This is a genomic window from Kitasatospora sp. NPDC048298 (genome assembly GCF_043201465.1).
Taxonomy (GTDB): domain Bacteria; phylum Actinomycetota; class Actinomycetes; order Streptomycetales; family Streptomycetaceae; genus Kitasatospora.
The window spans coordinates 33,086-59,702 of the sequence record NZ_JBICYZ010000050.1; the positions used below are offsets into that span (position 1 = coordinate 33,086).

Consider the following 26,617-nt stretch of genomic DNA (forward strand, 5'->3'; position numbering starts at 1 on the left):
TGCCCGCCCGACCGCGCCCGCGCCGCTCACCACGGGCGTTCACTCCGCGCGCTCCCTCGTGCGGGTGAACGACGTCCGGGAACGGCGGAGCCCCCGTCGGGGTGACTCCCGACGGGGGCTCCGAACGGCGACCGGACCGTCAGCCGGCGACCGGACCGTCAGCCGACGAAGACCGCGACCGGCTTCGCCTGCCCGCCCTGCTCCTCGACCAGCGCCAGGAAGCGCCCGTCCGGCCCGAACACCGCGATCGGCCCGTCCACGCCCATCCCGGGCGCCTTCAGCCGGGCGCCGTGCGACAGCTTCTGCGCCGAGGCCTCGTCCAGGTCCCAGCGCGGGAAGGCGGCGGCCGCGGCGTCGGCGATCGGCAGCACCTCCAGCGGCTTGGCGGACTCGCCGGTGACCTCGGCCTCCAGCTGCTCCAGGGTGCGCGCCGACTCCACCCCGTACGGCCCGACCTTGGTGCGCCGCAGCGCCGTCAGGTGCCCGCCGACGCCCAGCCCGGCGCCCAGGTCCCGGGCCAGCGCCCGGATGTAGGTGCCGGAGGAGCACTCGACGGTGACGTCCAGGTCGATCACCGGGGTGCCGTCCTCGGCGACCGCCGCGCGCTGCTCGTGCACGCTGAAGGAGTGGATCGTGGTCGGCCGGGCCGCGAGCTCGAAGTCCTCGCCCTCGCGGACCCGGGCGTACGAGCGCTTGCCGTCGATCTTGATCGCGCTGACCTTGGACGGCACCTGCATGATCTCGCCGGTGAGCGCCGCGATCCCGGCGTCGATCGCCTCCCGGGTGACGGCGTCGGCCGGGGTCGAGGCGGTCACCTCGCCCTCGCGGTCGTCGGTGACGGTGGTCTGGCCGAGCCGGATGGTCGCCTCGTACGTCTTGGCGGTGAGCATCAGGTGGCCGAGCAGCCGGGTGGCCCGCTCGACGCCGATCACCAGTACGCCGGTGGCCATCGGGTCCAGGGTGCCGGCGTGCCCGACCTTCCGGGTCCCGGCCAGCCACCGCAGCTTGGCGACGACCCCGTGCGACGTGATGCCCTCGGGCTTGTCGACGATCACCAGGCCGTCCGGGCCGGTGCCTTTGCGCTTCATCGGGTTCTTTCTCTCAACAACATCAGCGGAGACGATCAACGTACCGGTCTCAGCGCGCCCCGGAACCGGTCGACCACCGCGGCCACGTCCTCCCGGACGCTGAATCCGGCCGCGTAGACGTGCCCCCCGCCGCCCAGTTCGGCACAGGCCGCCGCGACGTCCACCGCCCCCTTGGAACGCGAGGAGCCGCGCAGCGTGCCGTCCGGGTCCTGCTTGAGCACCAGCGCCACCTCGGCCTCGGCCGGGCGGCGCAGGATGTCGATCAGTCCCTCGATCTCCTCGACCGTGACGCTGAACAGCGCGAGGTCCTGGTACGGCACCCAGGTCCACACCAGGCCCAGCCCGTCCGCCGCCTCCGGCTCGTAGACGGCCCGGTCGAGCGCGCCGGCGAGCACCTTGAGGTAGCCGAAGGAGGAGGTGTCCCACAGCTGCCGGGAGATCAGGTCGTGCCGGATGCCGGTGGCCAGCAGCCGGCCGGCCAGCTCGTGGGTGGCGGGCGTGGTGGCCCGGTACTTGAACGAACCGGTGTCCGTGGCGACACCGGTGTAGAGGCAGGTGGCCAGCTCCTGGTCGAGCACCACGCCGAGCCTGCGCAGCAGTTCGTCGACCAGCACGGCGGTGGCCGGCGCGGTCGGGTCGATCAACTGGTGGGTGCCGAAACCCGGGTTGGAGGCATGGTGGTCGAACACCACCAGGACGGGCGCGGCGAAGGCCTTGTCGCGGAGCAGGCCGAGCCGGCTCTCCGCGGCCACGTCGAAGCAGAGCACCAGTTCGGGCACGTCCGGCACCTCGCCGGCCGGCACGATCAGCTCCTGGCCGGGCAGGAAGGCCAGCGACTCGGGCACGATCTGCGGGTCGTCGCCGAAGGAGACCCGCACCCGCTTGCCGAGCGCGCGCAGCGCCAGCGCGGCCGCCAGCGAGGAGCCCAACGCGTCACCGTCCGGGCAGATGTGGCAGATCAGGTCGATCGAACGGGCCCGCCCGATCTCCGCCACCACCTGCTGCCAGAGCAGCTCGAACCCGCTCTCCTCGGCGCGCGGGCCCGGGAGTGCCGCGAGGGCACCCTCCACCGTGCTGGTGGAGGACGCCCCCGTGGTCGATCCGGCTCGCGAGGCGACCCGCGCCGGCTCACCCGCCATGACTACTCGTCCTCGTCGTCACGCTCGGACCCCGGAACCCGGTACGGGTCCGCGTCGCCGGCGTAGCTCGCCCCCGCGGCCTGGGTGCGCACGGCGGCGTCCGAGGTGCGGGCCCGGTCGAGCAGGTCGTCGATGTTCCGGGCGTTGTCCGGCAGCGCGTCCGCGACGAAGGTCAGCGTCGGGGTGAAGCGCACCCCGATCTTGCCGACCTCGGAGCGGATCACGCCCTTGGCGCTCTCCAGCGCGGCCGCGGTGGCCTCGCGCTCGGTCTCGTCACCGAAGACGGTGTAGAAGACGGTGGCCTCGCGCAGGTCTCCGGTCACCCGGGTGTCGGTGATGGTCACGAACCCCAGGCGGGGGTCCTTGATCCGCCGCTCCAGGGTCTGGGCGACGACCACCTGGATGCGGTCGGCGAGCTTGCGCGCCCTTGCGGTGTCGGTCACGTTGCCTCCTCGTGCAGTGGGCCCGGTACCCGGGCGAGCTGCGCACCCGTCGGGGCCCACGCCCCAAAGTACCGGCCCGCGCCCGGCCTTGCGGGCGCTCTCGGTCCTGATCCGTGTGAGAACGGCGACTTCCGCCGGCCGGCTCCACGGTCCTCATTCGTCGTCGTCGTTGTGGTACCGCCTCCTCGTGGAGAGGAGTTGCACCTCGGGGCGGCCGGCGACCAACCGCTCACAGCTGTCCAGGACCTCGGTGACGTACCCGGCTTCGCCGGATACCACCGCGAGGCCGATCTCGGCCCGGCGGTGCAGGTCCTGGTTCCCGGTTTCGGCAGCGCACACGCTGTACTTGCGCTGCAGTTCGGCCACGATGGGCCGCACGATCGAACGCTTCTCCTTGAGCGAGTGGACGTCGCCCAGCAGCAGGTCGAAGGTGAGTGTTCCCACGAACATGTGTGACAGGTCTCGCCGACCTGGAAGGCCTCGGGGGCAGCCCGGAACCGGGCTGGCGCCACTGTTTCTGACTACTCCCGGACCCTACACAGCGAGACCGGGGCCGGTCGACGGAAATACCACCCGTCGACCGGCCCCGGCTGACACCGACTAGGCGCGCGGCTTCTCGCGCATCTCGTAGGTCTCGATGATGTCCTCGACCTTGATGTCGTTGAACGACCCCAGGGTGACACCGGCCTCGAAGCCCTCGCGGACCTCGGTCGCGTCGTCCTTGAAGCGGCGCAGACCCTCGATGGTGAGGCTCTCCGCCACGACCTTGCCGTCGCGGATGAGGCGGGCCTTGGCGTTGCGGCGGATGATGCCGTCGCGGACCAGGACACCGGCGATGTTGCCGAACTTGGAGGAGCGGAAGACCTCGCGGATCTCCGCGGCGCCGAGGCGCACCTCCTCGTACTCCGGCTTGAGCATGCCCTTGAGGGCGTTCTCGATCTCCTCGATCGCCTGGTAGATGACCGAGTAGTACCGGACGTCCACGCCTTCCTTGTCGGCCGCGGCACGCGCACGGCCTTCGGCGCGCACGTTGAAGCCGATGATGATGGCGTCCGAACCCATCGCCAGGTCCACGTCGGACTCGGTGATGGCACCCACACCGCGGTGCAGGACCCGGAGCTCGACTTCCTCGCCCACGTCCAGCTTGACGAGGGCGTCCTCGAGGGCTTCCACCGAACCGGAGACGTCACCCTTGATGATGAGGTTGAGCTGCTCGATGGAGCCGGCCGCGATGGCCTTGTCCAGGTCCTCCAGGGACACCCGGACGCGACGCTGCGCGAAGGCGGCGTTGCGGTCGCGGGCCGAGCGCTTCTCGGCGATCTGACGGGCGGTGCGGTCCTCGTCGACGACGATGAAGCTGTCGCCGGCGCGGGGCACCGAGGTCAGACCGAGCAGCAGCACCGGGCGGGACGGGCCGGCCTCGGTGAGGTTGTTGCCGTTCTCGTCCAGCATGGCGCGGACGCGACCGTAGGCGTCGCCCACGACGATCGAGTCGCCGACGCGGAGCGTACCGCGCTGCACGAGCACGGTCGCCATGGCGCCGCGGCCCTTGTCCAGGTGCGCCTCGATGGCGATACCCTGCGCGTCCTGCTCGGGGTTGGCCCGCAGGTCCAGCGAGGCGTCCGCGGTCAGGACCACGGCCTCCAGCAGCTGGTCGATGTTCAGGCCCTGGCGCGCGGAGATGTCGACGAACATGGTGTCGCCGCCGTACTCCTCGGCCACCAGACCGAACTCGGTCAGCTGACCGCGGACCTTGGTCGGGTCGGCGCCCTCGACGTCGATCTTGTTGACGGCGACCACGATCGGCACACCGGCGGCCTTGGCGTGGTTCAGCGCCTCGACCGTCTGCGGCATGACACCGTCGTTGGCCGCGACCACCAGGATCGCGATGTCGGTGGACTTGGCACCACGGGCACGCATGGCGGAGAACGCCTCGTGACCCGGGGTGTCGAGGAAGGTGATCGGACGCTCTTCGCCGTTCACCATCGTCGCCACCTGGTAGGCACCGATGTGCTGGGTGATGCCACCGGCCTCGCCGGCCACCACGTTGGACTTGCGGATCGCGTCCAGCAGGCGGGTCTTACCGTGGTCGACGTGGCCCATGACGGTGACGACCGGCGGGCGCGGGGCCAGCTGGTCCTCGTCGCCCTCGTCGGCGCCGAAGTCGATGTCGAACGACTCCAGCAGCTCGCGGTCCTCGTCGTCCCGGCTGACGATCTCCAGCTGGAAGCCCATCTCGCCGGCCAGCAGCTCGAGGGTCGCGTCGGAGACCGACTGGGTCGCGGTGACCATCTCACCGAGGTTGAACATGACGGAGACGAGCGCGGCCGGGTTGGCGTTGATCTTCTCCGCGAAGTCCATCAGCGAGGCGCCGCTCGACAGGCGAACGGTCTGGCCGTTGCCGCGAGGCAGCATCACACCGCCGACGGACGGGGCCTGCATGGCCTCGTACTCCTGGCGCTTCGCCCGCTTCGACTTGCGGCCACGCGCCGGGCGACCGCCCGGGCCACGACCGAAGGCGCCCTGCGTGCCACCACGGGCACCCGGGCCGCCGGGACGGCCGCCGAAGCCGCCGGGACGCGGACCGAAGCCGCCGCCGCCACCCGGGGCACCGCCACCGGGACGCGGACCGCCGAAGCCACCGCCACCGGCCGGACGCGAGCCCGGACCGGCCGGACGGCCCTGGAAGCCGGGACGGGCGCCACCGGCACCCGGACCACCCGGACGACCGCCGGGGCCACCCGGACCACGGCCACCCGGACCCGGACGCGGGCCGGCCGGACGCTGCGGCATCATGCCCGGGTTCGGGCGCGGCATGCCGGACGGGGTCGGGCCACCGGGACGCGGCGCGGCCGGACGCGGCATGCCGTCGGGACGCGGACGGTCGCCACCCGGACGGGGGGCACCGGCACCGGGGGCACCGGCCGGACGCGGACGGTCGCCACCCGGACGCGGAGCGCCGGCACCCGGAGCACCGGCCGGACGCGGACGGTCGCCACCCGGACGGGGAGCACCGGCACCGGGGGCACCGGCCGGACGCGGACGGTCGCCACCCGGACGGGGAGCACCGGCACCCGGGGCACCGCCCGGACGCGGACGGTCGCCACCCTGACCGCCCTGACGGCGCTCGCCGGGACGGCCCATGCCGGTGGCGCTACCCGAGGTGAACGGGTTGTTGCCCGGACGCGGACCGGCCGGACGCGGGCCCGGACGGGCACCGCCGGCGGCCTGGCCACTCGGGCGCGGGGCCTGGGTGGACGGACGCGGGGCGTCGCCGGCCGGAGCCGGCGAGGAGAACTCGGCCGCGGGCGCGGCCGGGGCCGCCGGAGCGGCGGGACGCGCGGCCGGGCGCGGGCCCGGAGTCGGCGCGCCCGGCTTCGGGGCGGCGGGGGCGGCCGGCGCGGAAGGCGCGGCGGCAGCCGGGGTCGGACGGGGACCAGGGGCCGCGCCGGGGCGCGGACCCGGAGTCGGAGCCCCCGGCTTCGGGGCACCCGAGCCGGCGGCGGGGGAGGGCGCCGCGGTCTTCCGCGGGCCCGGCTTGGCAGCGGAACCACCACCGGTGGGGGCCACACCAAGCGCGTCAGTCAGCTTGCGTACGACCGGCGCCTCGATCGTCGAGGACGCCGAACGGACGAACTCACCGAGCTCGGTGAGCTTGGCCATGACGGCCTTGCTCTCCAAGCCAAGTTCCTTGGCGAGTTCATAAACCCGGACCTTAGCCACTTCACTCCTGTCTATGAGTCCGGGGGTCTCGTCCGCCGGACTGTCGCTACTTCATGGGCGTACCCATCGCGTACTCATCGCGTACTCATCGAGTGCTCATCGCAATCTCGACCTACTTCCACATCGCGAGGTACCTGACTGGTGGCACGACGCGCGGCTGCCCGCGTGCCGTGCTTGTTGCGGTGGTTCTCCGCCGCGCGAGCGGCGGCCGTCGCGGGAGGCGGTCCTGCTACGAGGCTTCGCCCGCCCGCTCCCCGATGAACCCGCGGAGCCGCTCCGTGTCGAGCGCTCCCTGGAGCCGGAAGGCCCGGGGGAACGCCCGACGGCGGACCGCGAGGTCGAGGCAGGCCGGATCGGGGTGCACGTGAGCGCCCCGGCCCGGGAGTGCGCCACGGGGATCAGGGACGCACTCGCCCTCGACCGCCGTGACACGCAACAGCTGGTGCTTGGCCGCGCGCTTGCGGCAGCCCACGCAGGTGCGTTCCGGGCGTGCTCGGACGTGCGTCCGGCCAGACGAAGGCAAGTCTACCCCTCCGGAGCGACATGGCGCCGCCCCGCCGATCCTGGAGGACGGCGGGCTCGGCAACGACAACACTGACTACCGGGCCTGCGATTCCTCGGACTGGCCCTCGGTGTCCGGGCGGATGTCGATCCGCCAGCCGGTCAGGCGCGCGGCCAGGCGGGCGTTCTGCCCCTCCTTGCCGATCGCCAGCGACAGCTGGTAGTCCGGCACGATCACCCGGGCGGAGCGCTGGGCGGCGTCCACGATCTCCACGCTGGTCACCCGCGCGGGCGACAGGGCGGCTGCCACCATCTCCCGGGGGTCCTCCGACCAGTCGACGATGTCGATCTTCTCGCCGTGCAGCTCACCCATCACCGCGCGCACCCGGGAGCCCATCGGGCCGATGCAGGCGCCCTTGGCGTTCAGGCCCTGGCGGCGCGACCAGACCGCGATCTTGGTCCGGTGGCCGGCCTCGCGGGCGATCGCCGCGATCTCCACGCTGCCGTCCGCGATCTCCGGGACCTCCAGCGCGAACAGCTTCTTCACCAGGCTGGGGTGGGTGCGCGACAGCGTCACCGAAGCCCCGCGCACGCCCCGGCGAACGGCCACCACGTAGCACTTCAGCCGGGTGCCGTGCCGGTAGTCCTCGCCCGGGACCTGCTCCTGCGGGGGCAGGATGGCCTCCAGCTTGCCGATGTCGACCAGCACGTTCTTCGGGTCGTTGCCCTGCTGGACGACACCGGTGACGATGTCGCCCTCCTTGCCCGCGTACTCACCGAAGGTCTGGTCGTCCGCGGCGTCGCGCAGGCGCTGCATCATCACCTGGATGCCGATGCTGGACGCGATCCGGCCGAAGCCGTTCGGGGTGTCGTCGAACTCCTTCGGCTCGACGCCCTCCTCCAGCTCCGCCGGGTCCTCCATGGCCCACACGGTGACATGGCCGCTCTCGCGGTCCAGGCGCACCCGGGCCCGGCGGCGCGAGCCCTCGGTGCGGTGGTACGCGGTGAGGAGGGCGGACTCGATGGACTCGACCAGCAGGTCGAAGGGGATGTTCTTCTCGTTGACCAGCGTGCGCAGGGCACTCATGTCGATGTCCACGGCTACGCCTCCTCGTCTTTCGTCACGTTCGTCATGGTCGTACGGCACCCAGGGGTCACTCGGCGCCGTCCTCCCCCTCGTCGAAGTCCGCGGCCTCGTCCAGGAGCTTCTCGTCGTCCTTGCGGTTGAACTCGACCTGGACCCGGGCGCGGGCCACCTCGGCGTACGCCAGACGGCGCTCCTTCGGGCGGCCACGGCCCTTCACCGGCTGCACCTCGACCAGTGCACCGTCCTCGTCGGCCTCCAGCACCCGGGCGACGATCTCCCCGCCGTCCACCAGGTGGATCTTGGCCAGCCGACCCTCGGCGCGCTGCCAGTGCCGGGGCAGGGCCAGCGGACGCTCCGCACCCGGCGAGCCGACCTCCAGCAGGTACGCGTCGTCCCCCATCAGGTCCGACTCGTCCAGGGCCTCGCCGACCACCCGGCTGAACTCGGCGATGGCGTCCATGTCCACGCCGCCATCGGTGTCGACGTCGATCTGGACCTGCCGGCGGCTGCCCGCCCTGGTGACCCTGACGTCCTCCAGATCCAGTCCGGCCTGCTCGGCCAGCGGCTCCAGCAACGCTCGCAGCCGGTCGGTGTGGGTGGTGCTCATCCGGGTGGACTCCTCGGCCGCGTCTGCTGTTGTCAGAAGGTCGCCCCGCGCCCCCGGTGTCACGCACCGGATCACGGCAGCTCGGCCCAAAGCCTATCCGGTCAAGCCCCCAACCACCGATTCCGGACCTCCGCCGACCGCGCGCACGCCACCCACTGCGAGCAAGCTCACACCCGGCACGGCATCCCCGAACCGGGCCCGGGAACGTGGGGATTCTGTAATCATTCACGCCAACGAGGGCAGGCGGGGAGGCCGTCCTCCCGTACCCGCCCGGAGTGATCCCGATGCATCCGCCCAGCCGACGGACCTTCCTGGCCCTCGGACTGCTCACCACCCTCACCGCCTGCACCGCCGACCCCGGCGGCCGCCCGGTCGGCCCCACCCCGACCAGCGACCCGGACACCCCCGCCCGCCTCCGGGCGATCGCCGACACCGACCTCCTGCTCGGCGCCTACGACAACCTGCTCACCGTCCCCGGCGCCCAGACCGCCCTGCTCCAACCCCTGCGCGACGACACCGTCCAGCACCGCGCCGCGCTCGTCCAGGGCCTGCCGGCCGCGACCCCCTCCCCCACCAGCACCCCGTACCGCTCCCTGCCCACGCTCCCCGAGCTGGCCCTCATGGAGCACCGAACCGCCGAGTCCCACCTCTACGGCTTCGACGAGGTCAGCCCGGACCTCGCCCGGCTGCTCGCCTCCGTCTCCGCCTCCAACGCCCTGCACGCCGCGACCCTCGGCGACCAGACCCCCGTCAACACCCCGGCCGGCCAGGCCCGCGCCGAACGCGCCGCCGACCCCGTCCCGGCCTTCCAGGCCGCGCTCAGCGCCGAACACGCCGCCGTCTACGGCTACGGCGTGGTCGGCGCCCACCTCCCCGACGACCCCCAGCGCACCGACGCCCGCACCACCCTCGCCGCCCACCAGGCCCAACGCGACGCCTGGCAGCGCCTCCTCACCGCCGCCACCGCCGCTCCCACCCCGGCCGCCGGCGGCTACCAGCTCCCCTTCCCCGTCACCTCCCCCGCCGAGGCCACCAAGCTCGCCGTCCACCTGGAGACCCGCCTCACCGCCACCTACGCCGACCTGGTCACCACCCTCCCCGCCCTCCACCGCCCGCTCGCCGCCACCGCCCTGCGCGAGACCGCCCTGCGCGCCCGCCGCTGGGGCGCCCCACCCACGGCCTTCCCCGGCATCCCCGCCATCTGACGCGGCGGGCACGCGGGGCAAGGGCCCGCACGTCCGCCACCCCGAACCCTCCCGAAAGCCCCACACCGGCCCCCAAACCCCGACAATGGACCCATGTCGGGAGCCGAACCCACCATCACCGTCCCCAGCTGGCTGACGAACTCCGTCACCGCCACCCACGGCGAGACCGGCCGCCAATGGCTGGCCACCCTCCCCGCCAGGGCCGCCGCCCACCTCGCCGCCTGGGACCTCACCCTGGAACGGACCCTCGACCCCGGCGGCAGCCTCAGCCTCGTCGCGTACGTCCACCGCGACGACCTCTCCCCCGCCGTCCTCAAGGTCGGCCTCCCCACCGCCGAGACCGCCCACGAGCACACCGCCCTGAGCCACTGGGCCGGCCGCGGAGCCGTCCTCCTCCTGGACGCCGCCCCCACCGAGGGCGCCCTCCTGCTCGAACGCCTCCACGGCGAGATCCCGCTGCGCTCCCTCGCCGAGCCCAAGGCCATGCTGGAAGCCACCAGCCTGCTGCACCGCCTCTGGACGGAGCTCCCCGAGGGCCACCCCTTCCCCGCCCCCGCCCAACGGATCGCCACCACCGCTCGCCTGGCGGAACTCCCCCACGCCGCCGACGAGGCGCGGCAGCTGATCGCCGAGGCCCTGGACACCGCCCGGGCCCTGGCCGACTCCGCCGACGAGTCCTTCCTCCTGCACGGCGACTTCCACCACGGCAACGTCCTGGCCGCCGACCGCGCCCCCTGGCTGGCCATCGACCCGCGCCCGCTGGCCGGCGAACGCGCCTTCGACCTGGCCCGCCTCGCCCTGGACCGCGCCGACACCCTGTTCGGCTCCCCCGGCGCCCCCGCCGCCGTCCGCCGCCGGCTGGGCCGACTCTCCGAAGCCCTCGAGGTCGACCAGGACCGCCTCCGCGGCTGGACCCTCTTCCGCGCCGTCGACCTCGCCCTCCGCGCCCTCGCCGCGGACCGCCGCGAGGACGCCGAGCTCTACCTCGAGTTCGCCAACACCCTCTGACCCGACGGCCGTTGAGGGCTCTAAGCCCCGAGTGCCCCGACCTCGGCCCCGCGCAGGGGCAGCCGAGCCCCCATCACCGCGTACAGCCGCTCCGTCGCCGGGAACTGCACCGCCCGCGCCAGGTCCCGGTACCCCAGCGCCCGGTACAGCCGCCGCGCCGGCGTCTCCGCGTCGATCGCCGAGAGGATGCTCCGCTCCAACCCCGACCCCTCGCACAGCATCCGGATGAGCCGCGAGCCGATCCCCTGCCCCTGGAACTCCGGCAGCACGTGCAACTCGGTGATGGCGAAGACCCCGTCCAGCCAGTCCCCGTGCCCCCGGGCGGTCAGGTAGGGCTCGATCACCGTGCTCCACCAGTGCTCCCGCTGGTTGGGCATCCCGTACCCGAACCCGACCAGCCGCCCCCCGCTCATCGCCCCGAGCGCGATCACCCCCGGCTGCAGGGCGTGCCGCCCCACGATGTGCAGCCGTACCGCGACCTCCTCGGGCGTCAGCCCGAACGCCACCGCCTGGACCTCCAGCGCCTGCGGCGCCCAGGCCGCAAGGTCGATGGCCTCGATCGTCACCCCGGTCAGCTGATCCATGCTCCGGACGTTACTACCAGCGGCCCCGCGGCGCGGCCGAAGATCCCAACAGCACCCCGCCCGGAACCTCGCGACCCACCCCACGGTCCGCCACGGGCCCCTCAGAACAGCACGCTCATGAACGCCCCGACCTCGCGGAACCCCACCCGCCGGTACGCCGCCCGGGCCCGCAGGTTGAAGTCGTTGACGTACAGCGACGCCACCGGAGCCACCTCCCGCAGCGCGACGTCCAGGACCGCGGCCATCCCCGTCTTGGAGAGCCCCCGCCCCCGGTGCTCCGGAGCGACCCAGACCCCCTGGATCTGACAGGCCCCCTCCGTCACCGCCCCGATCTCCGCCTTGAAGACGACCTGCCCGTCCTCCCCGAAGCGCGCGAACGACCGTCCGGTGGACACGAGTTCGGCCACCCGGGCCTGGTAGAGGAGCCCCCCGTCCCCCGCCAGCGGCGACACCCCCACCTCCTCGGTGAACATCGCCACGCACGCCGGCATCAAGGTCTCGACCTCGTTGCGCCGCACCCTGCGCACCAGCGGATCCGGCGCGATCTCCGCCGACGGCACCGCGGTCGCCAACAGCGGCTGGTGCGCCCGCACTTCCCGGGCCGGCCCCCAACTGCGCTCCAGCAGCGCCCAGAAGGCCGCCGTGGCCGCCGCCGGCCCGACGATCGAGGAGCAGCGCCGCCCCTGCCGGCGGGCACGCTCCGCGAAGGCCGCGACCGCCTCGGACCCGGCGTTGATCAGGACCAGGTTCGCCCCGGCGTAGCAGAGCGCGTCCAGCACGCCCTGCCCGTCGTACCAGCCCCACAACTCCCCGCCGAGCCGCCACGGATCCAGCCCGACGGCCTCGACCCTGGTCGCGACGAAGGCGTTGGCGACCGGGTCGCGGTGGAGGATCTCCAGGGCGTCCGGGAGGTCCGGCGGCTCCAGCACGCGGGTGGTGGCCAGGGCCCGGGCGGCCTGGAAGGAGCTCGGGAGCATCACACCTCGATCGAGCATCGAGACAGCACCTCACTGAGACGACTCTGGCCGCACCCTATCCGTGGCCCCACCCGGCTACGGCCGCGGGGCCGTCCGCGAACGGACGGCCCCGCTTCCGGAAAACACCGCACGGGCGCTCCCGCGCGGTCAGGACTGCCGACAACCCACGGCTGTCGGGACGAACGACGAACCACGAACGGCGAACCGCGCGGGGTTCACTCCCCGGCGACCACCGTCGGCGCCCCCGCCTCGACGCCCGCCGCCTGCATCTGCTCGGCGAGCTTGAGCGCCTCCTCGATCAGGGTCTCGACGATCTTCGACTCCGGAACGGTCTTGATGACCTCGCCCTTGACGAAGATCTGCCCCTTGCCGTTGCCGGAGGCGACCCCGAGGTCGGCCTCGCGCGCCTCGCCCGGGCCGTTCACGACGCAGCCCATGACGGCCACCCGCAGCGGCACCTCCATGCCCTCCAGCCCGGCGGTGACCTCCTCCGCGAGCTTGTAGACGTCCACCTGGGCGCGGCCGCAGGACGGGCAGGAGACGATCTCCAGGCCGCGCTCGCGCAGCCCGAGCGACTCCAGGATCTGGTTGCCGACCTTGATCTCCTCGGCCGGCGGCGCGGAGAGCGAGACCCGGATGGTGTCGCCGATGCCCTCGGCCAGCAGCGCGCCGAAGGCGACCGCCGACTTGATGGTGCCCTGGAAGGCCGGGCCGGCCTCGGTCACGCCGAGGTGCAGCGGGTAGTCGCAGGCGGCGGCGAGCTGGCGGTAGGCGTTGATCATCACGACCGGGTCGTTGTGCTTGACCGAGATCTTGATGTCGCGGAAGTCGTGCTCCTCGAACAGCGAGCACTCCCAGAGCGCCGACTCGACCAGCGCCTCCGGGGTGGCCCGGCCGTACTTCTCCATCAGGCGCTTGTCCAGCGAGCCGGCGTTGACGCCGATCCGGATCGGGACGCCCGCGTCCTTGGCGGCCTTGGCGATCTCGCCGACCTTGTCGTCGAAGGCCTTGATGTTGCCCGGGTTCACGCGCACCGCCGCGCAGCCGGCGTCGATCGCCGCGAAGACGTACTTCGGCTGGAAGTGGATGTCCGCGATGACCGGGATCTGCGACTTCTTGGCGATGATCGGCAGCGCGTCGGCGTCGTCCTGCGAGGGCACGGCGACCCGGACGATCTGACAGCCGGACGCGGTGAGCTGGGCGATCTGCTGGAGCGTGGCGTTGATGTCCGACGTCACGGTGGTGGTCATCGACTGCACCGAGACCGGGGCGTCGCCGCCGACCGGCACGTTGCCGACCATGATCTGCCGGGAGTGACGGCGCTTGGCCAGCGGCTTGAGCGGCAGGGACGGAATACCGAGCGAGATCGCGGTCATGTGCGCAGGGTTCCCCGGGGTTGAGGTGTGGTCGACCGCCCGGCCGTGACACGGCCGAGGCCGGGCGCGCTGACGATCGCGCACCCGGCCTCCACGGTACGGCACCGCCATGGCGCCCAGCACACCCGTGGTACCCGAACGCCCTAACTGATCTTCACCGGGTTCACCAGGTCGGCGACCATCACCAGCAGGGTGAAACCGATGAAGATGCTGGCCACCACGTACGCCACCGGCATCAGCTTGGCGACGTCGAAGGGGCCCGGGTCGGGCCGCCTGAACAGTTGTGCGAAGCGGCGCCGCACGGCCTCCCAGGCCGCGCCGGCGATGTGCCCGCCGTCCAGCGGGAGCAGCGGCAGCATGTTGAAGAGGAAGAGCGACAGGTTGATGCCGGCCAGCAGGTTCACGAAGATCGCGATCTTCTGGGTGGCCGACTCGTGCAGGGAGAACACCTCGCCGCTGACCCGGGCGGCGCCGACCATCCCGATCGGCGAGTCCGGGTCGCGCGGGGTGTCCCCGACGACCGCGTTCCACAGCCCGGGGATCTTGCCGGGCAGCGCGAGCAGCGACTTCACCCCGTTCTCGGCCATGCCGTACATCCGGTCGACCGACTGCCCGAATCCCAGCTGGACCACACCGCTCGCCGGAGTGAATCCGAGGAACCCTGCCTGGACGGTCTGGCCCTTGAGCGGAACGCCGTTGCCGTCGTACTTCTGGACGTCGTTGACCGCGATGGCCGGGTTGAGGGTGATCTGCTCCCCGTCCCGCTCGACCACGACCGGCACGGTCCGGCCGGCCGACCGGCGGATGTCCGCCTGGAGCTGCTCGTAGCTGCCGATCCGGTCGCCGTCGAAGGAGAGGATCCTGTCGCCCGCCTTCAGCCCGGCCTGGGCGGCCGGGGTCTGCGGGGCACCCTCCGGGCAGGTGTCCCTGGGCTGACCCACCTTGACCAGGCACTTCTCGACGGAGCTGACCGTCGGCACGCTCATGTTGACGCCGAAGCCCATCATGACGGTCAGGAAGAGCCCGAACGCCAGGATCAGGTTCATGAACGGTCCGGCGAACATGACGATCATGCGCTTCCACGGCTTGCGGGTGTAGAAGAGCCGGTCCTCGTCACCCTCCTGGATCTCCTCGTAGGAGGCCTCGCGGGCGTCCTCGATCATGGTGCGCCAGGGCGAGCTGCTGCGCTTGGTGATCCGGCCGTCCTCGCCCGGCGGGAACATCCCGATCATCCGGATGTACCCGCCGAACGGGATCGCCTTGATGCCGTACTCGGTCTCGCCCTTCCGGCGCGACCAGAGGGTCGGGCCGAAGCCGACCATGTACTGGGGCACCCGGATGCCGAACAGCTTGGCCGTGGAGAGGTGGCCGAGTTCGTGCCAGGCGATCGAGACGAGCAGCCCGATGACGAAGACCAGGATGCCGACCACCGTCAAAACCGTTGCCACCGCTGGTCCTCCGTCATGCCGCTCCGCTCATCGTTTCGTCCTACTGCAATCGGGGTCGTCAGCCGACCGTCAGCCGGCCGCCAGCTCGCGGGCCCGGGCACGCGCCCAGTCCTCCGCGTGCAGGACGTCCTCCACCGTCAGGGAAGTTCCCGCCGCCGAACCGCCGTCCCGCCGACCGTGCTCGGCCACGACCTTGGCAACAGTGTCCACGATTCCGGTGAAAGCGAGGCGACCCTTCAGGAACGCCTCCACGCACTCCTCGTTGGCCGCGTTGAACACCGCCGGGTTGGTGCCGCCCAGGGTGCCCACCTCACGGGCCAGCTCGACCGCAGGGAAGGCCTCGTCGTCCAGCGGGAAGAACTCCCACGTGGCGGCCTTGGTCCAGTCGCAGGCAGGGGCGGCGTCCGGCACCCGGTCCGGCCAGCCCAGGCCCAGCGCGATCGGCATCCGCATGTCCGGTGGGCTGGCCTGGGCGAGGGTCGAACCGTCGGTGAACTCCACCATCGAGTGCACCACCGACTGGGGGTGGACCACGACCTCGATCCGGTCGAACGGCACGTCGTACAGCAGGTGCGCCTCGATCACCTCCAGGCCCTTGTTCACCAGGGTGGCCGAGTTGATCGTGACGACCGGGCCCATCGCCCAGGTCGGGTGGGCCAGCGCGTCCTGCGGGGTCACGCCGGCCAGCTGGTCACGGGTGCGGTTGCGGAACGGGCCGCCGCTGGCGGTGACCACCAGCTTGCGCACCTCGGCCCGGGTGCCGCCGGCCAGCGCCTGGAACAGCGCGGCGTGCTCGGAGTCCACCGGCACGATCTGGCCCGGCTTCGCCACCGCCTTCACCAGCGGACCGCCGACGATCAGCGACTCCTTGTTGGCCAGCACCAGCACCCGGCCCGCCCGCAGCGCGGCCAGCGTCGGCCGCAGGCCGATCGAACCGGTGATGCCGTTCAGCACCGAGTGGCACTCCAGGGCGGCCAGCTCCGTCGCCGCGTCCGGGCCCACCAGCACGGTCGGCAGCGGACGGCCCGCCGCCTTCGCGGCCAGCGCCTCGCGCAGCGCCGGCTCGGCCGCCGGATCGGCCACCGCCACGGTGTGCACGCCCAGCCGCACCGCCTGCTCGGCGAGCAGCTCCACCCGGCCGCCGGCCGCCGACAGGGCGACCACCCGGAAGCGGTCCGGGTTGCGGAGCACCACGTCGATGGCCTGGGTGCCGATCGAACCGGTGGAGCCCAGGATCACCAGCTCCCGGGGGCCGGAGGGGTCCGCCACGGTGGGCGTGAAGCGCAGCTGCGGGTGGGCGAGCGAAGTCATGCGCCCATTGTGTCCTGTCCGCGGCACCGTCCCCGACCTCCGCGGGGTTCCCCGGACTTCCGCGGAGCGCCCCTGGTCCTTCCCCGCCCTTGACGGCCTTTCCCGGGATTCCCCGGGCCACCGCGCCCGGTCCGGGCTACCGTCGGAGCCATGCGTACCGTCATCGCCGGGGGCCACGGACAGATCGCGCTCCGGCTGGAACGGCTGCTCGCCGCGCGCGGCGAGCGCCCCGCCGGGATCATCCGCCGCCCCGAACAGGCCCAGGACCTCGTCGACGCCGGTGCCGAGCCGCTGCTGCTCGACCTGGAGGCCGCCACCGCCCCGCAGCTCGCCAGGCTGCTGACCGGGGCCGACGCGGTGGTCTTCGCCGCCGGCGCCGGACCGGGCAGCGGCGCTGCCCGCAAGAACACCGTCGACCGGGACGCCGCCGTGCTGCTCGCCGACGCCGCCGAACTCGCCGGGGTCCGCCGGTACGTGATGGTCTCGACGATGGCCGCCGACGCCGGGGCGCACCACCCCGACGAGGTCTTCGAGGCCTACCTGCGGGCCAAGGGCGCCGCCGACGACACCGTCCGCTCCCGCACCGCGCTGGACTGGACGGTGCTGCGCCCCGGGCGGCTCACCGACGGCCCCGGCACCGGCCTGGTCCGGCTTGCCCCCTCGGTCGACCGCGGCACGGTGGACCGGGCCGACGTGGCCGCCGTCCTGGCCGCCCTGCTGCACGCACCCGGCACCGCCGGACTGACCCTGGAGCTGGTCGCCGGGAACGCCACCGTCGAGGAGGCGGTCGCCGTGGCCGCCGGGCACGACGGCTGAACCCGCCGGGCGCGAACGCGAGGAGGGCCCGGTTCGGCCGAACCGGGCCCTCCTCCACGACACCGCTACGGCGCCGTCACGGCCTCTCTCAGAGGTCGAGGCCGCTCAGGACCATGACCTTCTCGACCGTGTAGTCGTCCATCGCGTACTTGACGCCCTCGCGGCCGACACCGGAGTCCTTGACACCGCCGTACGGCATCTGGTCGGCACGGTAGGACGGCGCGTCACCGATGATCACACCGCCGACCTGCAGCTCCCGGTGAGCGCGGAAGGCGGTCTGGAGGTCGTGGGTGAACACGCCCGCCTGGAGGCCGAACGCGGAGTCGTTGACGGCCGCGAAGGCCTCGTCCACGCCGTCCACCCTGTGCAGCGACAGCACCGGGCCGAACACCTCGGCCTTGGCCAGGATGGCGTCCTCGGGCAGCTCGGCCAGCACGGTCGGGGCGTAGGTCGCACCCTCGCGGGTACCGCCGGTGAGCACCTTGGCGCCCTTCGCGACCGCGTCCTCGACCCAGGACTCGACGCGCTTCGCGGCGTTCTCGTCGATCAGCGGGCCGACGTCGGTCGCGTCGTCGCTCGGGTCACCGGTGACCTGCGCCCTGACCTTGGCGACGACCTTCTCCACCAGCGCGTCGTACACCGACGCGTCGGCGATCACCCGCTGCACCGAGATGCAGGACTGGCCGCCCTGGTAGTTGGCGAACATCGCGATCCGGGTGGCCGCCCAGTCCAGGTCGGCCTCCGAGGACCAGTCGGCGAGGACCACGGCCGCGGCGTTGCCGCCGAGCTCCAGGGTGCAGTGCTTGCGCGGCACCGAGTCCATGATCTGGTAGCCGACCTTGTCCGAACCGGTGAAGGAGATCACCGGCAGGCGCTCGTCCTGCACCAGGGCCGGCATCCGGTCGTTCGGCACGGTCAGGATCGACCAGGAACCGGCCGGCAGGTCGGTCTCGGCCAGGATCTCGCCCAGCACCATCGCCGACAGCGGGGTCGACGGAGCCGGCTTCAGGATGATCGGGGCGCCGACCGCGATCGCCGGGGCGACCTTGTGGGCGACCAGGTTCAGCGGGAAGTTGAACGGGGCGATCCCGAGCACCACACCGCGCGGGAAACGGCGCACCAGCGCGAAACGGCCCACGCCGCCCGGGTCGGTGTCCAGCCGCATGGTCTCGCCGTTGGTGCGGCGCGCCTCCTCGGCGGCCCAGCGGAAGACCGACACCGCGCGGCCGATCTCACCGCGGGCCCACTTGATCGGCTTGCCGTTCTCGGCGCTGACCAGCTGGGCCAGCTCCTCGGTGCGCTCGGTCAGCCGCTTGGCCACGTGGTCCAGGGCGGCGGCACGCTGGTGCGCCGGGGTGGCGGCGAACACCGGCAGAGCGGCGACGGCGGCGTCCAGCGCCTCGTCGACCTGCGCCTCGGTCGGGATGCTCACCTTGCCGACCAGACGGCCGTCCCAGCTGTTGTGCACCTCGAAGTCGGCGTCACCGCTCGCCCGGCGGCCGGCGAGCCAGAAATCGTACGTGGTGGTCACCGTGGTACCGGCCCTCTCCTCGTCTGTCCTACGGCCCACGGACGTGGGACCCGGATTTGAGGGTAGGCGGGGCGGCACGCCGACCGGATTGGCCGACTAGGAGCGTTCGCCCCCGGGGCCACTCCACCACGTCCTACCGGGGCGCGGCCGCCGGCCCGCACTCCCCGCGTCTCACTCCCCGCGTCTCACTCCCCGCGTCTCACTCCTCGCCGGAACGGAGCGCCAACCACAGCTCCATCCGCACGTCCGTGTCGTCCAGCGACCGGCCCAGCAACTCCTCGACCCGGCGCATCCGGTAGCGCAGCGTGTGCCGGTGCACCCCCAGGTCCGCCGCCGCCGCGTCCCACTGGCCGTGCCGGGACAACCACGCCCGCAGCGAGGCCACCAGGTCCCCGCGCGCCGTCCGGTCGTGCTCCCGCAGCGGCCGCAACAGCCCCTCCGCGAAGGCCGTCACCGCGTCCTCACCGAGCAGCGGCAACAACGACCCCGCACCGACCTCCTCGTGGTCCACCGACCGGCGGCCGCCACGCAGCGCCACCGCCAGCGCCCGCTCGGCCTGCGCGTGCGCCGTCCCGGCCTCCTCCAGCGCGGCCGGCGCCGAAACGCCCAGCGACAGGCCCTCGTGCTCCTCCACCGCCCCCAGACAGGCCCGGTGCACCGCGCCGTTGTCCAACGCCAGCACCATCAGCCGCGGCCCGTGCGCACCGTCCTCCCGCGCCACCAGCAGCTTCTCGCCCACCCGGGCACCCGCCTGCTCGGCCCGGTCGCCCAGCTCCCCCAGCGCCTCCGCGGCATCCGTGCCCGCAGGCCCGGCCCCGGCCACCAGAACCCGTATCGTCCCCTCCGGCAGCCCCCCGAACAGCCCCACCGCCACCTGGCGGGCCGTCGCCACCTCACCGGCCAGCACCATCCGCAGCAGCGCCGCGCCCATCCGCTCCTCCGCCTGCCGCAGCTCCCGCGAGCGCTCCAGGGTGAGGGTCAGCAGCGCCACCGCCGCGTTCAGCACGTACCGCTCGGTCGGCGTGATCCGGTCCTCGGTCCCCACCGCCAGGAAACCCCGGGCCCGCCGGTCCGCCCCCAGCGACTGGACCACCACGTAGTCCTCGTCCGCCGTGTCTATCCCCGGCGCCCGCCCCTGCAAGGCCGCACTCGACGGCGCCGGCCGCCGACGCAGCCGGTCCACCTCCGCCGCCAGCCGCCCCGCCCGGCGCGCCGCCCAGTCCGGAGCCACCACCGACAGCGCACCCGACCCGTCGTACAGCGCCGCCCAGCCCCCCAGCCGGGCCGCCAGCCGGCGCACCACCGCCGTCGTGCCGTCCTTGCCGAGCGCCGCCCTCGTCAGCTCCTCCTGCGCCTCGAAGCTGGTCGTCACCGCCTCGTACTGCTCCGCGGCCAGCGCCGCCGACACCACCTTGCTGATCGCGATGAACGGCGTCGGCTCCGGCACCCGCAGCAACGGCAGCCCGCGCTGCGCCGCCGCGTCCACCAGCGGCTGCGGCACCTCCGTGTGCGACAACCCCACCCCGAGCCCCAGCCCGACCACCCCCGCGTCGGCCAGCCGGTGCACGTACGCCTGCAGCTGCGCCGCCGTACGGCCCAGCTTGATACCGGTGGTGAGCAGCAGCTCGCCACCCTCCAGGAACGGCGTCGGGTCGTCCAGCTCACTGGTGTGCACCCAGCGGACCTGCCGCTCCAGGTGATCCGCACCGGCGAGGACCGTCAGATGGAGCGACGTGTTGCGGACGACGGAGGCGAGTGTGGGGGGCATGGCACCTTCGGGGGATCGACCTGACCGCGCCGTTGCGGCCGGGCGAGGAGAGGGACGTGGGACTGGTGAGGGTCTCTCCCCTTCATTATGGACGCCCCGGACAACCCGCACTGCCGAATCCACCTCGAAGGCGACTTCCCCGCCGCCCCGCCATCAGCCCCTGAGGTCCACCAACAGCGGCGGCACCTGCTCCCCCGACACCGCCGTCAACGACACCACCGCATGCCCCGCCGGCAACGCGTGCGCCAGATCCGACGGCGACCACCGCAGCCGCTCCACGTCCCGCGTCGTCACCGACTCCGTCTGCGCCGTCGTCCCCGACAACGCCTTCCGCCCGATCCGGCCGGCGCGCCTTATCACGCCTCCGGAGGTGTCGGGGGTGTGGGTGACCGCGGTCTCCTGCACCAGGTGCGTCCCCCAGGCCTCCGAGAACAGCTTCCCGTCCCACGGGGCGATCCCCGGGAACGCCATCCGGCAACCGACCGCGCCGAACAGCGGCGCCCGCAGCGCCTCGGGCAGGTCCACCAGCGTCCGCAACAACAGCACCGCACCCGCGTTCACCCCGCGCATCCGCTGCAGCCCGCGCACCGCGGTGGCGTCCAACGCCGCCGAGGCGTCGTCCACCACCAGTCCGGCGAACAGCGAACGGTCCTCGCGGGCCCCGGCGGCCTGCACGAACTGCCCCACCACCAGCCTGGACAGCATCCGCGCCGCCTCCGGGTGGCTCCGCTCGGGCAACTTCACCCGCACCCGCAGCGGATGGTCCAGCACCCGCATCGCGAACGGAGGCCGCCCGGTGCCGTCGGTCGCGAAGGCGCCCTCGAAGGCCGGCCGCTCCAGCAGCGCCAGCCGGTCCGCCAGCAGCGCCCCGGGATCGTCCGCCCGGTCGCGCTGCCGCTCCCGGTACTCCAGGTCCCGCTCGTGGACCGCCAACCGGCCGGCCACCCCGAGCGCCTTCACCAGCGCCGCCAGCACGTCCGCCTCACCGGCCAACAGCGCCCGCAGCTCCCGCACCCCCGGATAGCGGCCGTACGCCGCGTGGAACGGACCCACCACCTGCTGCAACGCCGTACGGGCGTGCTCCGCGCGGGCGGTCAGCTCGTCCGGCAACAGCGCCTCGGCCAGCCGGGCGGCCGCCTCATCCGGATCCCGCGCGGCGCCGTAGAGGTCCAGCCCGTACAGCGAGGACGGATCGCCGGGCGCGATCACCACGTCGTACCAGGAATCCGGGCCGAGATCGGCGTCCGCCGCCCCGACGACGACCACGCAGGCCGTACCGGACAGCGCCTGCAGGCACAGCGCCTCGGCCACCGGCCGGGCCAGCCGCGCCGTCTTCCCCGTCCCGGCCGGGCCCACCGCCAACAGCGAGGTGCCCAGCACCGCCGGGTCCAGCGCGAAACCGGCCGATCGGTGACCCAACGGGTTCTTCGGGACGTCCTGGGCGGTGCCGAGCCGGACCTGACCGAGCAGCAGATCGTGCCGCTCGGCGCGGCCGGGCAACTCGCGCGCCTCGGAGGGATGGGCGAACGCCGCCGCACCGCGGGTGGCCACCTGCTCGGTGAAAGCGGGCACGAACGCCGGGTCCGCCTGGGCGGACTCCCAGGCGCGCCGGATCCGCACGTAGTCGACGTCCCCCACGGGCTCGCGGTCCAGCCGGGCGGCCGCCTCGGCCGCACCGCCCTGCCGCAGCCCGTCCCACGGGTCCTGCCCGCGCCCGGCCTCGGGCGTCCCCGGGGCGTCCTCTTCGGCGGGCTGCTCCTGCGTCACCGTGCGCGACAGCAGCGGCGCGGCGTAGCGGCGCCAGACTTCGGGCCAGCGGCCCATGCGGCCGAAGATCTTGATGACGATGCCCATCACCAGGACATTCAGTGTCAGGACCACCGATGTCGCGACAAAGGCCGACTGCGATGGAAGAACTCCGATCAGCGTTGCCCCGTCCGTGGCGAACTCAACGCCATAAACGAACGCCAGCCAGCCCACCACCGCATTCAGCCCCGCCCGCAGCAGCAGCGGCCAGGTCGCGACCTTGGCCGCCTCGGCCCGCTCCGGGTCGAGGCGGCGGTAGCCGAGCCGGTAGACGCCCGGGTCGGCCGCGGGTCGCGGGGTGCAGGCCCACGCCGGGAGGTCGAAGGCCCCGTCCGGGCCCGTGCCCGGGCGTTGGTGGGGCAGGGGGGTCGGGGGCCTGGTGGTGGTGTGCTCGCCGTGGTGGTGTGCCCCGTCCTGTGCCATGTACGGCCCCGCTCCCTCGCCCGCCCCGGCCCGACCGCCGTCGGTGCCGCCATACCCATGCCGCCGTGCCGGCGACACGCCCGCGCTCAGGGTAGTGGAGCGTGGCCTGCGGGTAGTCGCGCCACCCGCGCTGGCCGTGCCGGACAAGTCGGACGGCGCACTGCTACCGAGTGGCGCGTGCCGGGGTGGGGAGGGCGGCCGTAGCCTGCGAAGCACCGAGCCGAGAAGTCTGGAGAAACCCCATGAGCGCCGCAACGCCGCTCCCGCAGGAGCGCCGCCTGGTCACCGCGATCCCCGGTCCGAAGTCGCAGGAGCTGCACGCCCGCAAGCTGGGTGCGGTGGCGGCCGGTGTCGGCACCACCCTGCCGGTGTACGTGTCCCGTGCCAACGGCGGCGTGCTGGAGGACGTGGACGGCAACTCGCTGATCGACTTCGGTTCCGGCATCGCCGTGACGAACGTCGGCAACAGCGCCGAGGCCGTGGTGGCGAAGACGACCGAGCAGCTGGCCGCCTTCACCCACACGTGCTTCATGGTGACCCCGTACGAGGGTTACGTGGCCGTCGCCGAGCAGCTGAACGAGCTGACCCCGGGTGACCACGAGAAGCGCACCGCGTTGTTCAACTCGGGCTCCGAGGCCGTCGAGAACGCGGTGAAGATCGCCCGCGCCTACACCAAGCGCCAGGCCATCGTGGTGTTCGACCACGGTTACCACGGCCGCACCAACCTGACCCTGGCGCTGACGGCGAAGAACATGCCGTACAAGCAGGGCTTCGGTCCGTTCGCCCCCGAGGTCTACCGGGTGCCGGTCGCCTACCCGTACCGCTGGCTGACCGGTGCGGAGAACGCCGCCACCGAGGCCGCCGCCCAGGCGATCGACACCATCAACAAGCAGATCGGCGCCGAGAACGTCGCCGCGATCATCATCGAGCCGATCCAGGGTGAGGGCGGCTTCATCGAGCCGGCCAAGGGCTTCCTGCCGGCGATCGTGGAGTTCGCGAAGGCGAACGGCATCGTGTTCGTCGCGGACGAGATCCAGACCGGCTTCTGCCGCACCGGCCAGTGGTTCGCGTGTGAGGACGAGGGCATCGTCCCGGACCTGATCACCACGGCGAAGGGCATCGCGGGCGGTCTGCCGCTGTCGGCGCTGACCGGCCGCGCCGAGATCATGGACGCCGCGCAGACCGGTGGCCTGGGTGGCACCTACGGTGGCAACCCGGTGGCCTGTGCCGCCGCGCTGGGCGCCATCGAGACGATGAAGGAGCAGGACCTCAACGGCAAGGCGCAGCGGATCGGCGAGATCATGCTGGGCCGCCTGCGGGCCATGCAGGAGAAGTACGAGATCATCGGTGAGGTCCGCGGCCGCGGCGCGATGATCGCCGTCGAGCTGGTGAAGCCGGGCGGCAAGGAGCCGAACGCGGAGGTCACCGCGGCCATCGCCAAGGCCTGCCACGCCGAGGGCCTGGTCGTGCTGACCGCCGGCACCTACGGCAACGTGCTGCGCTTCCTGCCGCCGCTGGTCATGCCGGAGCACCTGCTGAACGAGGGTCTGGACATCCTGGAGGGCGCGTTCGCCGCTCTCTGAGCGGTGTCGCCCGTCGGGTCGTGAACCCCCTTCCGGAGGGTTGTCCGGACAGCGCTGAACGGCCCGTGGGGACCTCTGGTCCGCACGGGCCGTTCGGTTTCCGGGCGCACGCTGCGCATGGCGCGCACAGTGTGCCCGGCCGCGCGGTGCGCGCACCGCGGGCGGTCCTGCATGATCGACGGAGGGCCCGAGAAGTCGCCCGGCGCAGGGTGAAGATGATGTGCGGAATCGCTGTAGGCGCTCGGCGCGGAAGGGCTGTTGACGTAGTGTCATCGCAGATGGACAGCGAGCCTCAGCCGTCGGCGCGGCCGTCCGCGGGGCCTCTTCGGGGGCCGGTTCCGCGGGTGCCGCACGAGGACGACCAGGCCGGCCCGGGAGGGTCGGCGCCCACTGAAGGCCGATCGACCGACCGTCCGACCCACACCCCCCGGGGCGCGCGGAACGGCGATCATCAGAGCCGCCCCGGAGCTTCCCCCCCTGCTCCGGGGCGGCTGTCCGCTGTTGCGGGCCGGGCGGCGCGGTCGGTGGCCGTGCCGGTGGTGGCCGCGGTGCTGCTGGTGGTGGTGTCCTGGCAGGTCGCGGCGGACGGGCCGCTGCTCGGCGTGGACCGGTCGGTCCGCCGGGCCGTCCGGACGGCCCACTCGGACGTCCCGAACACGCTGGTCGACCGGCTCGGCCACGTGTTGTCGGACCTGGGCAGCGGTGTCCCGGCGATTCCGGTGCTGTTGCTGGCCGGCGTGCTGGCGGCCTGGCGGGGGCGCCGGGCCGGGGCGGGGCGCTGGTGGCTGCCGCTGCCGGTGGCGGCGCTGACGGCGGGGCTGATCCCGCTGCTGGTGGTCCCGGCGAAGGCGGTCTTCGCCCGGCCGGGTCCGCTGGGGGATCCGCTGACGGCGGGCCAGTGGGGCTGGTACCCCTCCGGGCACACCGCGACCGCGACGATCTCGTACGGGGTGGCGGCGCTGTTGCTGGCCCGGGTGGTGGGGCCGCGCGCGGCCCGGTGGTCGGCGGCGGGTGCGGCGCTGTTGTCGCTCGGGGTGGGTGCGGGGCTGGTGTGGAGCGACTTCCACTGGCTGCTGGACGTGGTGGCGAGTTGGTGCCTGGCCGTCCTGGTGCTGTGGCCGCTCGCCCGGTGGCTGCCCCGGCCGGGTGCCGGGGGGCGTCAGGCCTCGGGGTCCTCGTTGCGGTGAACCAGGCCGGGTTCGCCGTTGTCGCGGTGCCACTCGATGACGAGTTCGTCGCGGGCGCCGAAGCGGACCAGGTGGCGGCCGACGACGTCCTCCAGGCCGGGCAGGTTCTCGCGCTCGCCCTCGACGGTGAGCAGCAGCGCGTCCGGCTGCGCCTCCAGGGTGGCGGTGCCGGCGCCGAAGACCATCGTGCCGCGGCCGGTCTCCTCAGAGTAGACGGCTTCGATCTTGCGCCCCATGTGGGCGGTGAGCTGCTTGGCGTAACGGCCCGGGCGGTCGGTGGCGACGCGGGCTTCGGAGCGGGGCATGGGCCCTCCAGGGTTGGGGAGGGAAACTTAGGGTCCCCTCACTTAGGAGTACGCTAACCCAGATACTGAGCTAGGCTCAACATATTTCCGCGATCGCCCTCCGCCGCCGGCCGCGGGCTCCGCCCCGACGGCTACCCTGGGGCGGACGCCAGCCGAGGAGACCGCCGATGACCACCACGCCGACCGACGAACCGGCGGACCCCTCCCCCGGCCCCCGGCCCGGCGCAGCGGGCAGCGCCGCCGAACTGGCCGACGCGATGACCAGGGCGATCAAGCGGATCCGCCGTCAGACCGGCTGGCGACTGGAGCCCTACGGCATCACTCCCGGCCAGGCCCGGGCGCTGCGCACGCTCGCCCACGTGCCCGGCTGCGAGTCGCCGGACCGCGCGATGCGGCTGAGCGACCTCGCCGACAAACTGCACATCGCCCCGCGTTCGGCGACCACCGTGGTCGACGCGCTGGAGGAGGCCGGCCTGGTCGAGCGCAGCCCCGACCCGGCCGACCGGCGGGCGGTGCGGATCCTGCTGACCGAGGCGGGCCGGGCGGCGGTGGAGCGGATCGGGCAGGTCCGGGACGAGGTGGCCCAGGAGTACTTCGGCGAGGTCAGCCCCGCCGACGAGGAGGTGCTGCTGCGGGTGCTGCGCTCCGCCGAGGCCCGCTTCCTGGAAGCCGGGCCGCCGCGGCGGTAGCCACGGCCCGTC

At 73.2% G+C, this 26,617-nt stretch carries 23 protein-coding genes; 6 read left to right on the forward strand and 17 right to left on the reverse strand.

From position 1 onward, the window contains the following. Window positions 1-158: 158 nt before the first annotated feature. The 8 genes from truB to rimP all read right to left on the reverse strand — a co-directional run bounded on the left by truB (window position 159) and on the right by rimP (window position 8,588). Entirely contained in the window at window positions 159-1,088 is a 930-nt protein-coding gene (gene truB / locus ACGF0D_RS30300) for a tRNA pseudouridine(55) synthase TruB (RefSeq protein WP_392921599.1), read from the reverse strand. 35 nt (window positions 1,089-1,123) lie between these two features. Beyond that, on the reverse strand, window positions 1,124-2,227 hold the full coding sequence (locus tag ACGF0D_RS30305; protein ID WP_392921602.1) for a bifunctional oligoribonuclease/PAP phosphatase NrnA: 1,104 nt from the start codon (window positions 2,225-2,227) through the stop codon (window positions 1,124-1,126). Window positions 2,228-2,229: 2 nt separating this feature from the next. Beyond that, on the reverse strand, window positions 2,230-2,670 hold the full coding sequence (gene rbfA / locus ACGF0D_RS30310) for a 30S ribosome-binding factor RbfA (RefSeq protein WP_392921604.1): 441 nt from the start codon (window positions 2,668-2,670) through the stop codon (window positions 2,230-2,232). Window positions 2,671-2,823: 153 nt separating this feature from the next. After that, entirely contained in the window at window positions 2,824-3,120 is a 297-nt protein-coding gene (locus tag ACGF0D_RS30315; protein ID WP_238741325.1) for a DUF503 domain-containing protein, read from the reverse strand. A 150-nt stretch (window positions 3,121-3,270) separates the two neighbouring features. Next, complete coding sequence (gene infB, locus ACGF0D_RS30320) at window positions 3,271-6,393, reverse strand: translation initiation factor IF-2 (protein ID WP_392921607.1); 3,123 nt, start codon at window positions 6,391-6,393, stop codon at window positions 3,271-3,273. A gap of 229 nt (window positions 6,394-6,622) precedes the next feature. Next, window positions 6,623-6,916 (reverse strand): YlxR family protein, encoded by a 294-nt coding sequence (locus tag ACGF0D_RS30325; protein WP_392884220.1) that lies wholly within the window; start codon window positions 6,914-6,916, stop codon window positions 6,623-6,625. Between the two features lie 75 nt (window positions 6,917-6,991). Further along, entirely contained in the window at window positions 6,992-7,993 is a 1,002-nt protein-coding gene (nusA, locus tag ACGF0D_RS30330; RefSeq protein WP_392884219.1) for a transcription termination factor NusA, read from the reverse strand. 55 nt (window positions 7,994-8,048) lie between these two features. After that, window positions 8,049-8,588 carry a ribosome maturation factor RimP gene (gene rimP / locus ACGF0D_RS30335; protein WP_392884218.1) on the reverse strand — a complete coding sequence of 180 codons (540 nt, stop codon included), beginning with the start codon at window positions 8,586-8,588 and terminating at the stop codon, window positions 8,049-8,051. Between the two features lie 284 nt (window positions 8,589-8,872). Here rimP and ACGF0D_RS30340 point away from each other — a divergent pair, with 284 nt between their 5' ends. After that, window positions 8,873-9,793: a ferritin-like domain-containing protein gene (locus tag ACGF0D_RS30340; protein WP_392921609.1), complete on the forward strand. Its 921-nt coding sequence runs from the start codon at window positions 8,873-8,875 to the stop codon at window positions 9,791-9,793. Between the two features lie 93 nt (window positions 9,794-9,886). After that, window positions 9,887-10,801, forward strand: a complete 915-nt coding sequence (locus ACGF0D_RS30345) for an aminoglycoside phosphotransferase family protein (protein WP_392921612.1) — start codon at window positions 9,887-9,889, stop codon at window positions 10,799-10,801. A gap of 20 nt (window positions 10,802-10,821) precedes the next feature. On the opposite strand, the gene ACGF0D_RS30350 is transcribed toward ACGF0D_RS30345, so the two are convergent. The 5 genes from ACGF0D_RS30350 to dxr form a co-directional block, all read right to left on the reverse strand. Beyond that, window positions 10,822-11,385 carry a GNAT family N-acetyltransferase gene (locus tag ACGF0D_RS30350; RefSeq protein ID WP_392884215.1) on the reverse strand — a complete coding sequence of 188 codons (564 nt, stop codon included), beginning with the start codon at window positions 11,383-11,385 and terminating at the stop codon, window positions 10,822-10,824. Window positions 11,386-11,486: 101 nt separating this feature from the next. Further along, complete coding sequence (locus tag ACGF0D_RS30355) at window positions 11,487-12,362, reverse strand: GNAT family N-acetyltransferase (protein WP_392921640.1); 876 nt, start codon at window positions 12,360-12,362, stop codon at window positions 11,487-11,489. Window positions 12,363-12,577: 215 nt separating this feature from the next. Next, window positions 12,578-13,738, reverse strand: a complete 1,161-nt coding sequence (ispG, locus tag ACGF0D_RS30360) for a flavodoxin-dependent (E)-4-hydroxy-3-methylbut-2-enyl-diphosphate synthase (RefSeq protein ID WP_392884214.1) — start codon at window positions 13,736-13,738, stop codon at window positions 12,578-12,580. 143 nt (window positions 13,739-13,881) lie between these two features. Then, on the reverse strand, window positions 13,882-15,186 hold the full coding sequence (locus tag ACGF0D_RS30365; RefSeq protein WP_392884212.1) for a M50 family metallopeptidase: 1,305 nt from the start codon (window positions 15,184-15,186) through the stop codon (window positions 13,882-13,884). A 69-nt stretch (window positions 15,187-15,255) separates the two neighbouring features. After that, window positions 15,256-16,497, reverse strand: a complete 1,242-nt coding sequence (gene dxr / locus ACGF0D_RS30370) for a 1-deoxy-D-xylulose-5-phosphate reductoisomerase (RefSeq protein ID WP_392884211.1) — start codon at window positions 16,495-16,497, stop codon at window positions 15,256-15,258. Window positions 16,498-16,647: 150 nt separating this feature from the next. On the opposite strand from dxr, the gene ACGF0D_RS30375 reads away from it, so the two are divergent. After that, window positions 16,648-17,313: an NAD(P)H-binding protein gene (locus ACGF0D_RS30375; RefSeq protein WP_392921615.1), complete on the forward strand. Its 666-nt coding sequence runs from the start codon at window positions 16,648-16,650 to the stop codon at window positions 17,311-17,313. Window positions 17,314-17,401: 88 nt separating this feature from the next. On the opposite strand, the gene ACGF0D_RS30380 is transcribed toward ACGF0D_RS30375, so the two are convergent. From ACGF0D_RS30380 to ACGF0D_RS30390, 3 genes are all read right to left on the reverse strand, one after another. Next, window positions 17,402-18,844, reverse strand: coding sequence for an aldehyde dehydrogenase family protein (locus ACGF0D_RS30380; protein WP_392884208.1), 1,443 nt, complete (start codon window positions 18,842-18,844; stop codon window positions 17,402-17,404). Window positions 18,845-19,043: 199 nt separating this feature from the next. Further along, a complete protein-coding gene (locus ACGF0D_RS30385) occupies window positions 19,044-20,612 on the reverse strand; it encodes a PucR family transcriptional regulator (RefSeq protein WP_392921618.1) in 1,569 nt (522 codons plus the stop codon). Between the two features lie 153 nt (window positions 20,613-20,765). Continuing rightward, window positions 20,766-22,841: an ATP-binding protein gene (locus tag ACGF0D_RS30390; RefSeq protein WP_392921621.1), complete on the reverse strand. Its 2,076-nt coding sequence runs from the start codon at window positions 22,839-22,841 to the stop codon at window positions 20,766-20,768. 242 nt (window positions 22,842-23,083) lie between these two features. Here ACGF0D_RS30390 and gabT point away from each other — a divergent pair, with 242 nt between their 5' ends. After that, on the forward strand, window positions 23,084-24,424 hold the full coding sequence (gabT, locus tag ACGF0D_RS30395; RefSeq protein WP_392884205.1) for a 4-aminobutyrate--2-oxoglutarate transaminase: 1,341 nt from the start codon (window positions 23,084-23,086) through the stop codon (window positions 24,422-24,424). A 524-nt stretch (window positions 24,425-24,948) separates the two neighbouring features. Next, a complete protein-coding gene (locus ACGF0D_RS30400) occupies window positions 24,949-25,611 on the forward strand; it encodes a phosphatase PAP2 family protein (protein ID WP_392921624.1) in 663 nt (220 codons plus the stop codon). Here the strand turns inward: ACGF0D_RS30400 and ACGF0D_RS30405 are convergent. Continuing rightward, entirely contained in the window at window positions 25,584-25,916 is a 333-nt protein-coding gene (locus tag ACGF0D_RS30405; protein ID WP_392884202.1) for a DUF2218 domain-containing protein, read from the reverse strand. The genes ACGF0D_RS30400 and ACGF0D_RS30405 overlap by 28 nt on opposite strands. Window positions 25,917-26,083: 167 nt before the next feature. On the opposite strand from ACGF0D_RS30405, the gene ACGF0D_RS30410 reads away from it, so the two are divergent. Next, on the forward strand, window positions 26,084-26,605 hold the full coding sequence (locus tag ACGF0D_RS30410; protein ID WP_392884200.1) for a MarR family winged helix-turn-helix transcriptional regulator: 522 nt from the start codon (window positions 26,084-26,086) through the stop codon (window positions 26,603-26,605). Window positions 26,606-26,617: the final 12 nt, after the last annotated feature.

Excerpts from the sequence above, each read along its gene's own strand:
- ACGF0D_RS30375 (WP_392921615.1), top strand. The coding sequence starts at position 16,648 with ATGCGTACCGTCATCGCCGGGGGCCACGGACAGATCGCGCTCCGGCTG.
- ACGF0D_RS30410 (WP_392884200.1), top strand. The coding sequence starts at position 26,084 with ATGACCACCACGCCGACCGACGAACCGGCGGACCCCTCCCCCGGCCCC.
- ACGF0D_RS30340 (WP_392921609.1), top strand. The coding sequence starts at position 8,873 with ATGCATCCGCCCAGCCGACGGACCTTCCTGGCCCTCGGACTGCTCACC.
- ACGF0D_RS30405 (WP_392884202.1), bottom strand. The coding sequence starts at position 25,916 with ATGCCCCGCTCCGAAGCCCGCGTCGCCACCGACCGCCCGGGCCGTTAC.
- ACGF0D_RS30355 (WP_392921640.1), bottom strand. The coding sequence starts at position 12,362 with ATGCTCCCGAGCTCCTTCCAGGCCGCCCGGGCCCTGGCCACCACCCGC.
- ACGF0D_RS30345 (WP_392921612.1), top strand. The coding sequence starts at position 9,887 with ATGTCGGGAGCCGAACCCACCATCACCGTCCCCAGCTGGCTGACGAAC.
- rimP (WP_392884218.1), bottom strand. The coding sequence starts at position 8,588 with ATGAGCACCACCCACACCGACCGGCTGCGAGCGTTGCTGGAGCCGCTG.
- ACGF0D_RS30315 (WP_238741325.1), bottom strand. The coding sequence starts at position 3,120 with ATGTTCGTGGGAACACTCACCTTCGACCTGCTGCTGGGCGACGTCCAC.
- ACGF0D_RS30390 (WP_392921621.1), bottom strand. The coding sequence starts at position 22,841 with ATGGCACAGGACGGGGCACACCACCACGGCGAGCACACCACCACCAGG.
- ACGF0D_RS30305 (WP_392921602.1), bottom strand. The coding sequence starts at position 2,227 with ATGGCGGGTGAGCCGGCGCGGGTCGCCTCGCGAGCCGGATCGACCACG.
- ispG (WP_392884214.1), bottom strand. The coding sequence starts at position 13,738 with ATGACCGCGATCTCGCTCGGTATTCCGTCCCTGCCGCTCAAGCCGCTG.
- dxr (WP_392884211.1), bottom strand. The coding sequence starts at position 16,497 with ATGACTTCGCTCGCCCACCCGCAGCTGCGCTTCACGCCCACCGTGGCG.
- gabT (WP_392884205.1), top strand. The coding sequence starts at position 23,084 with ATGAGCGCCGCAACGCCGCTCCCGCAGGAGCGCCGCCTGGTCACCGCG.
- truB (WP_392921599.1), bottom strand. The coding sequence starts at position 1,088 with ATGAAGCGCAAAGGCACCGGCCCGGACGGCCTGGTGATCGTCGACAAG.
- ACGF0D_RS30350 (WP_392884215.1), bottom strand. The coding sequence starts at position 11,385 with ATGGATCAGCTGACCGGGGTGACGATCGAGGCCATCGACCTTGCGGCC.
- ACGF0D_RS30385 (WP_392921618.1), bottom strand. The coding sequence starts at position 20,612 with ATGCCCCCCACACTCGCCTCCGTCGTCCGCAACACGTCGCTCCATCTG.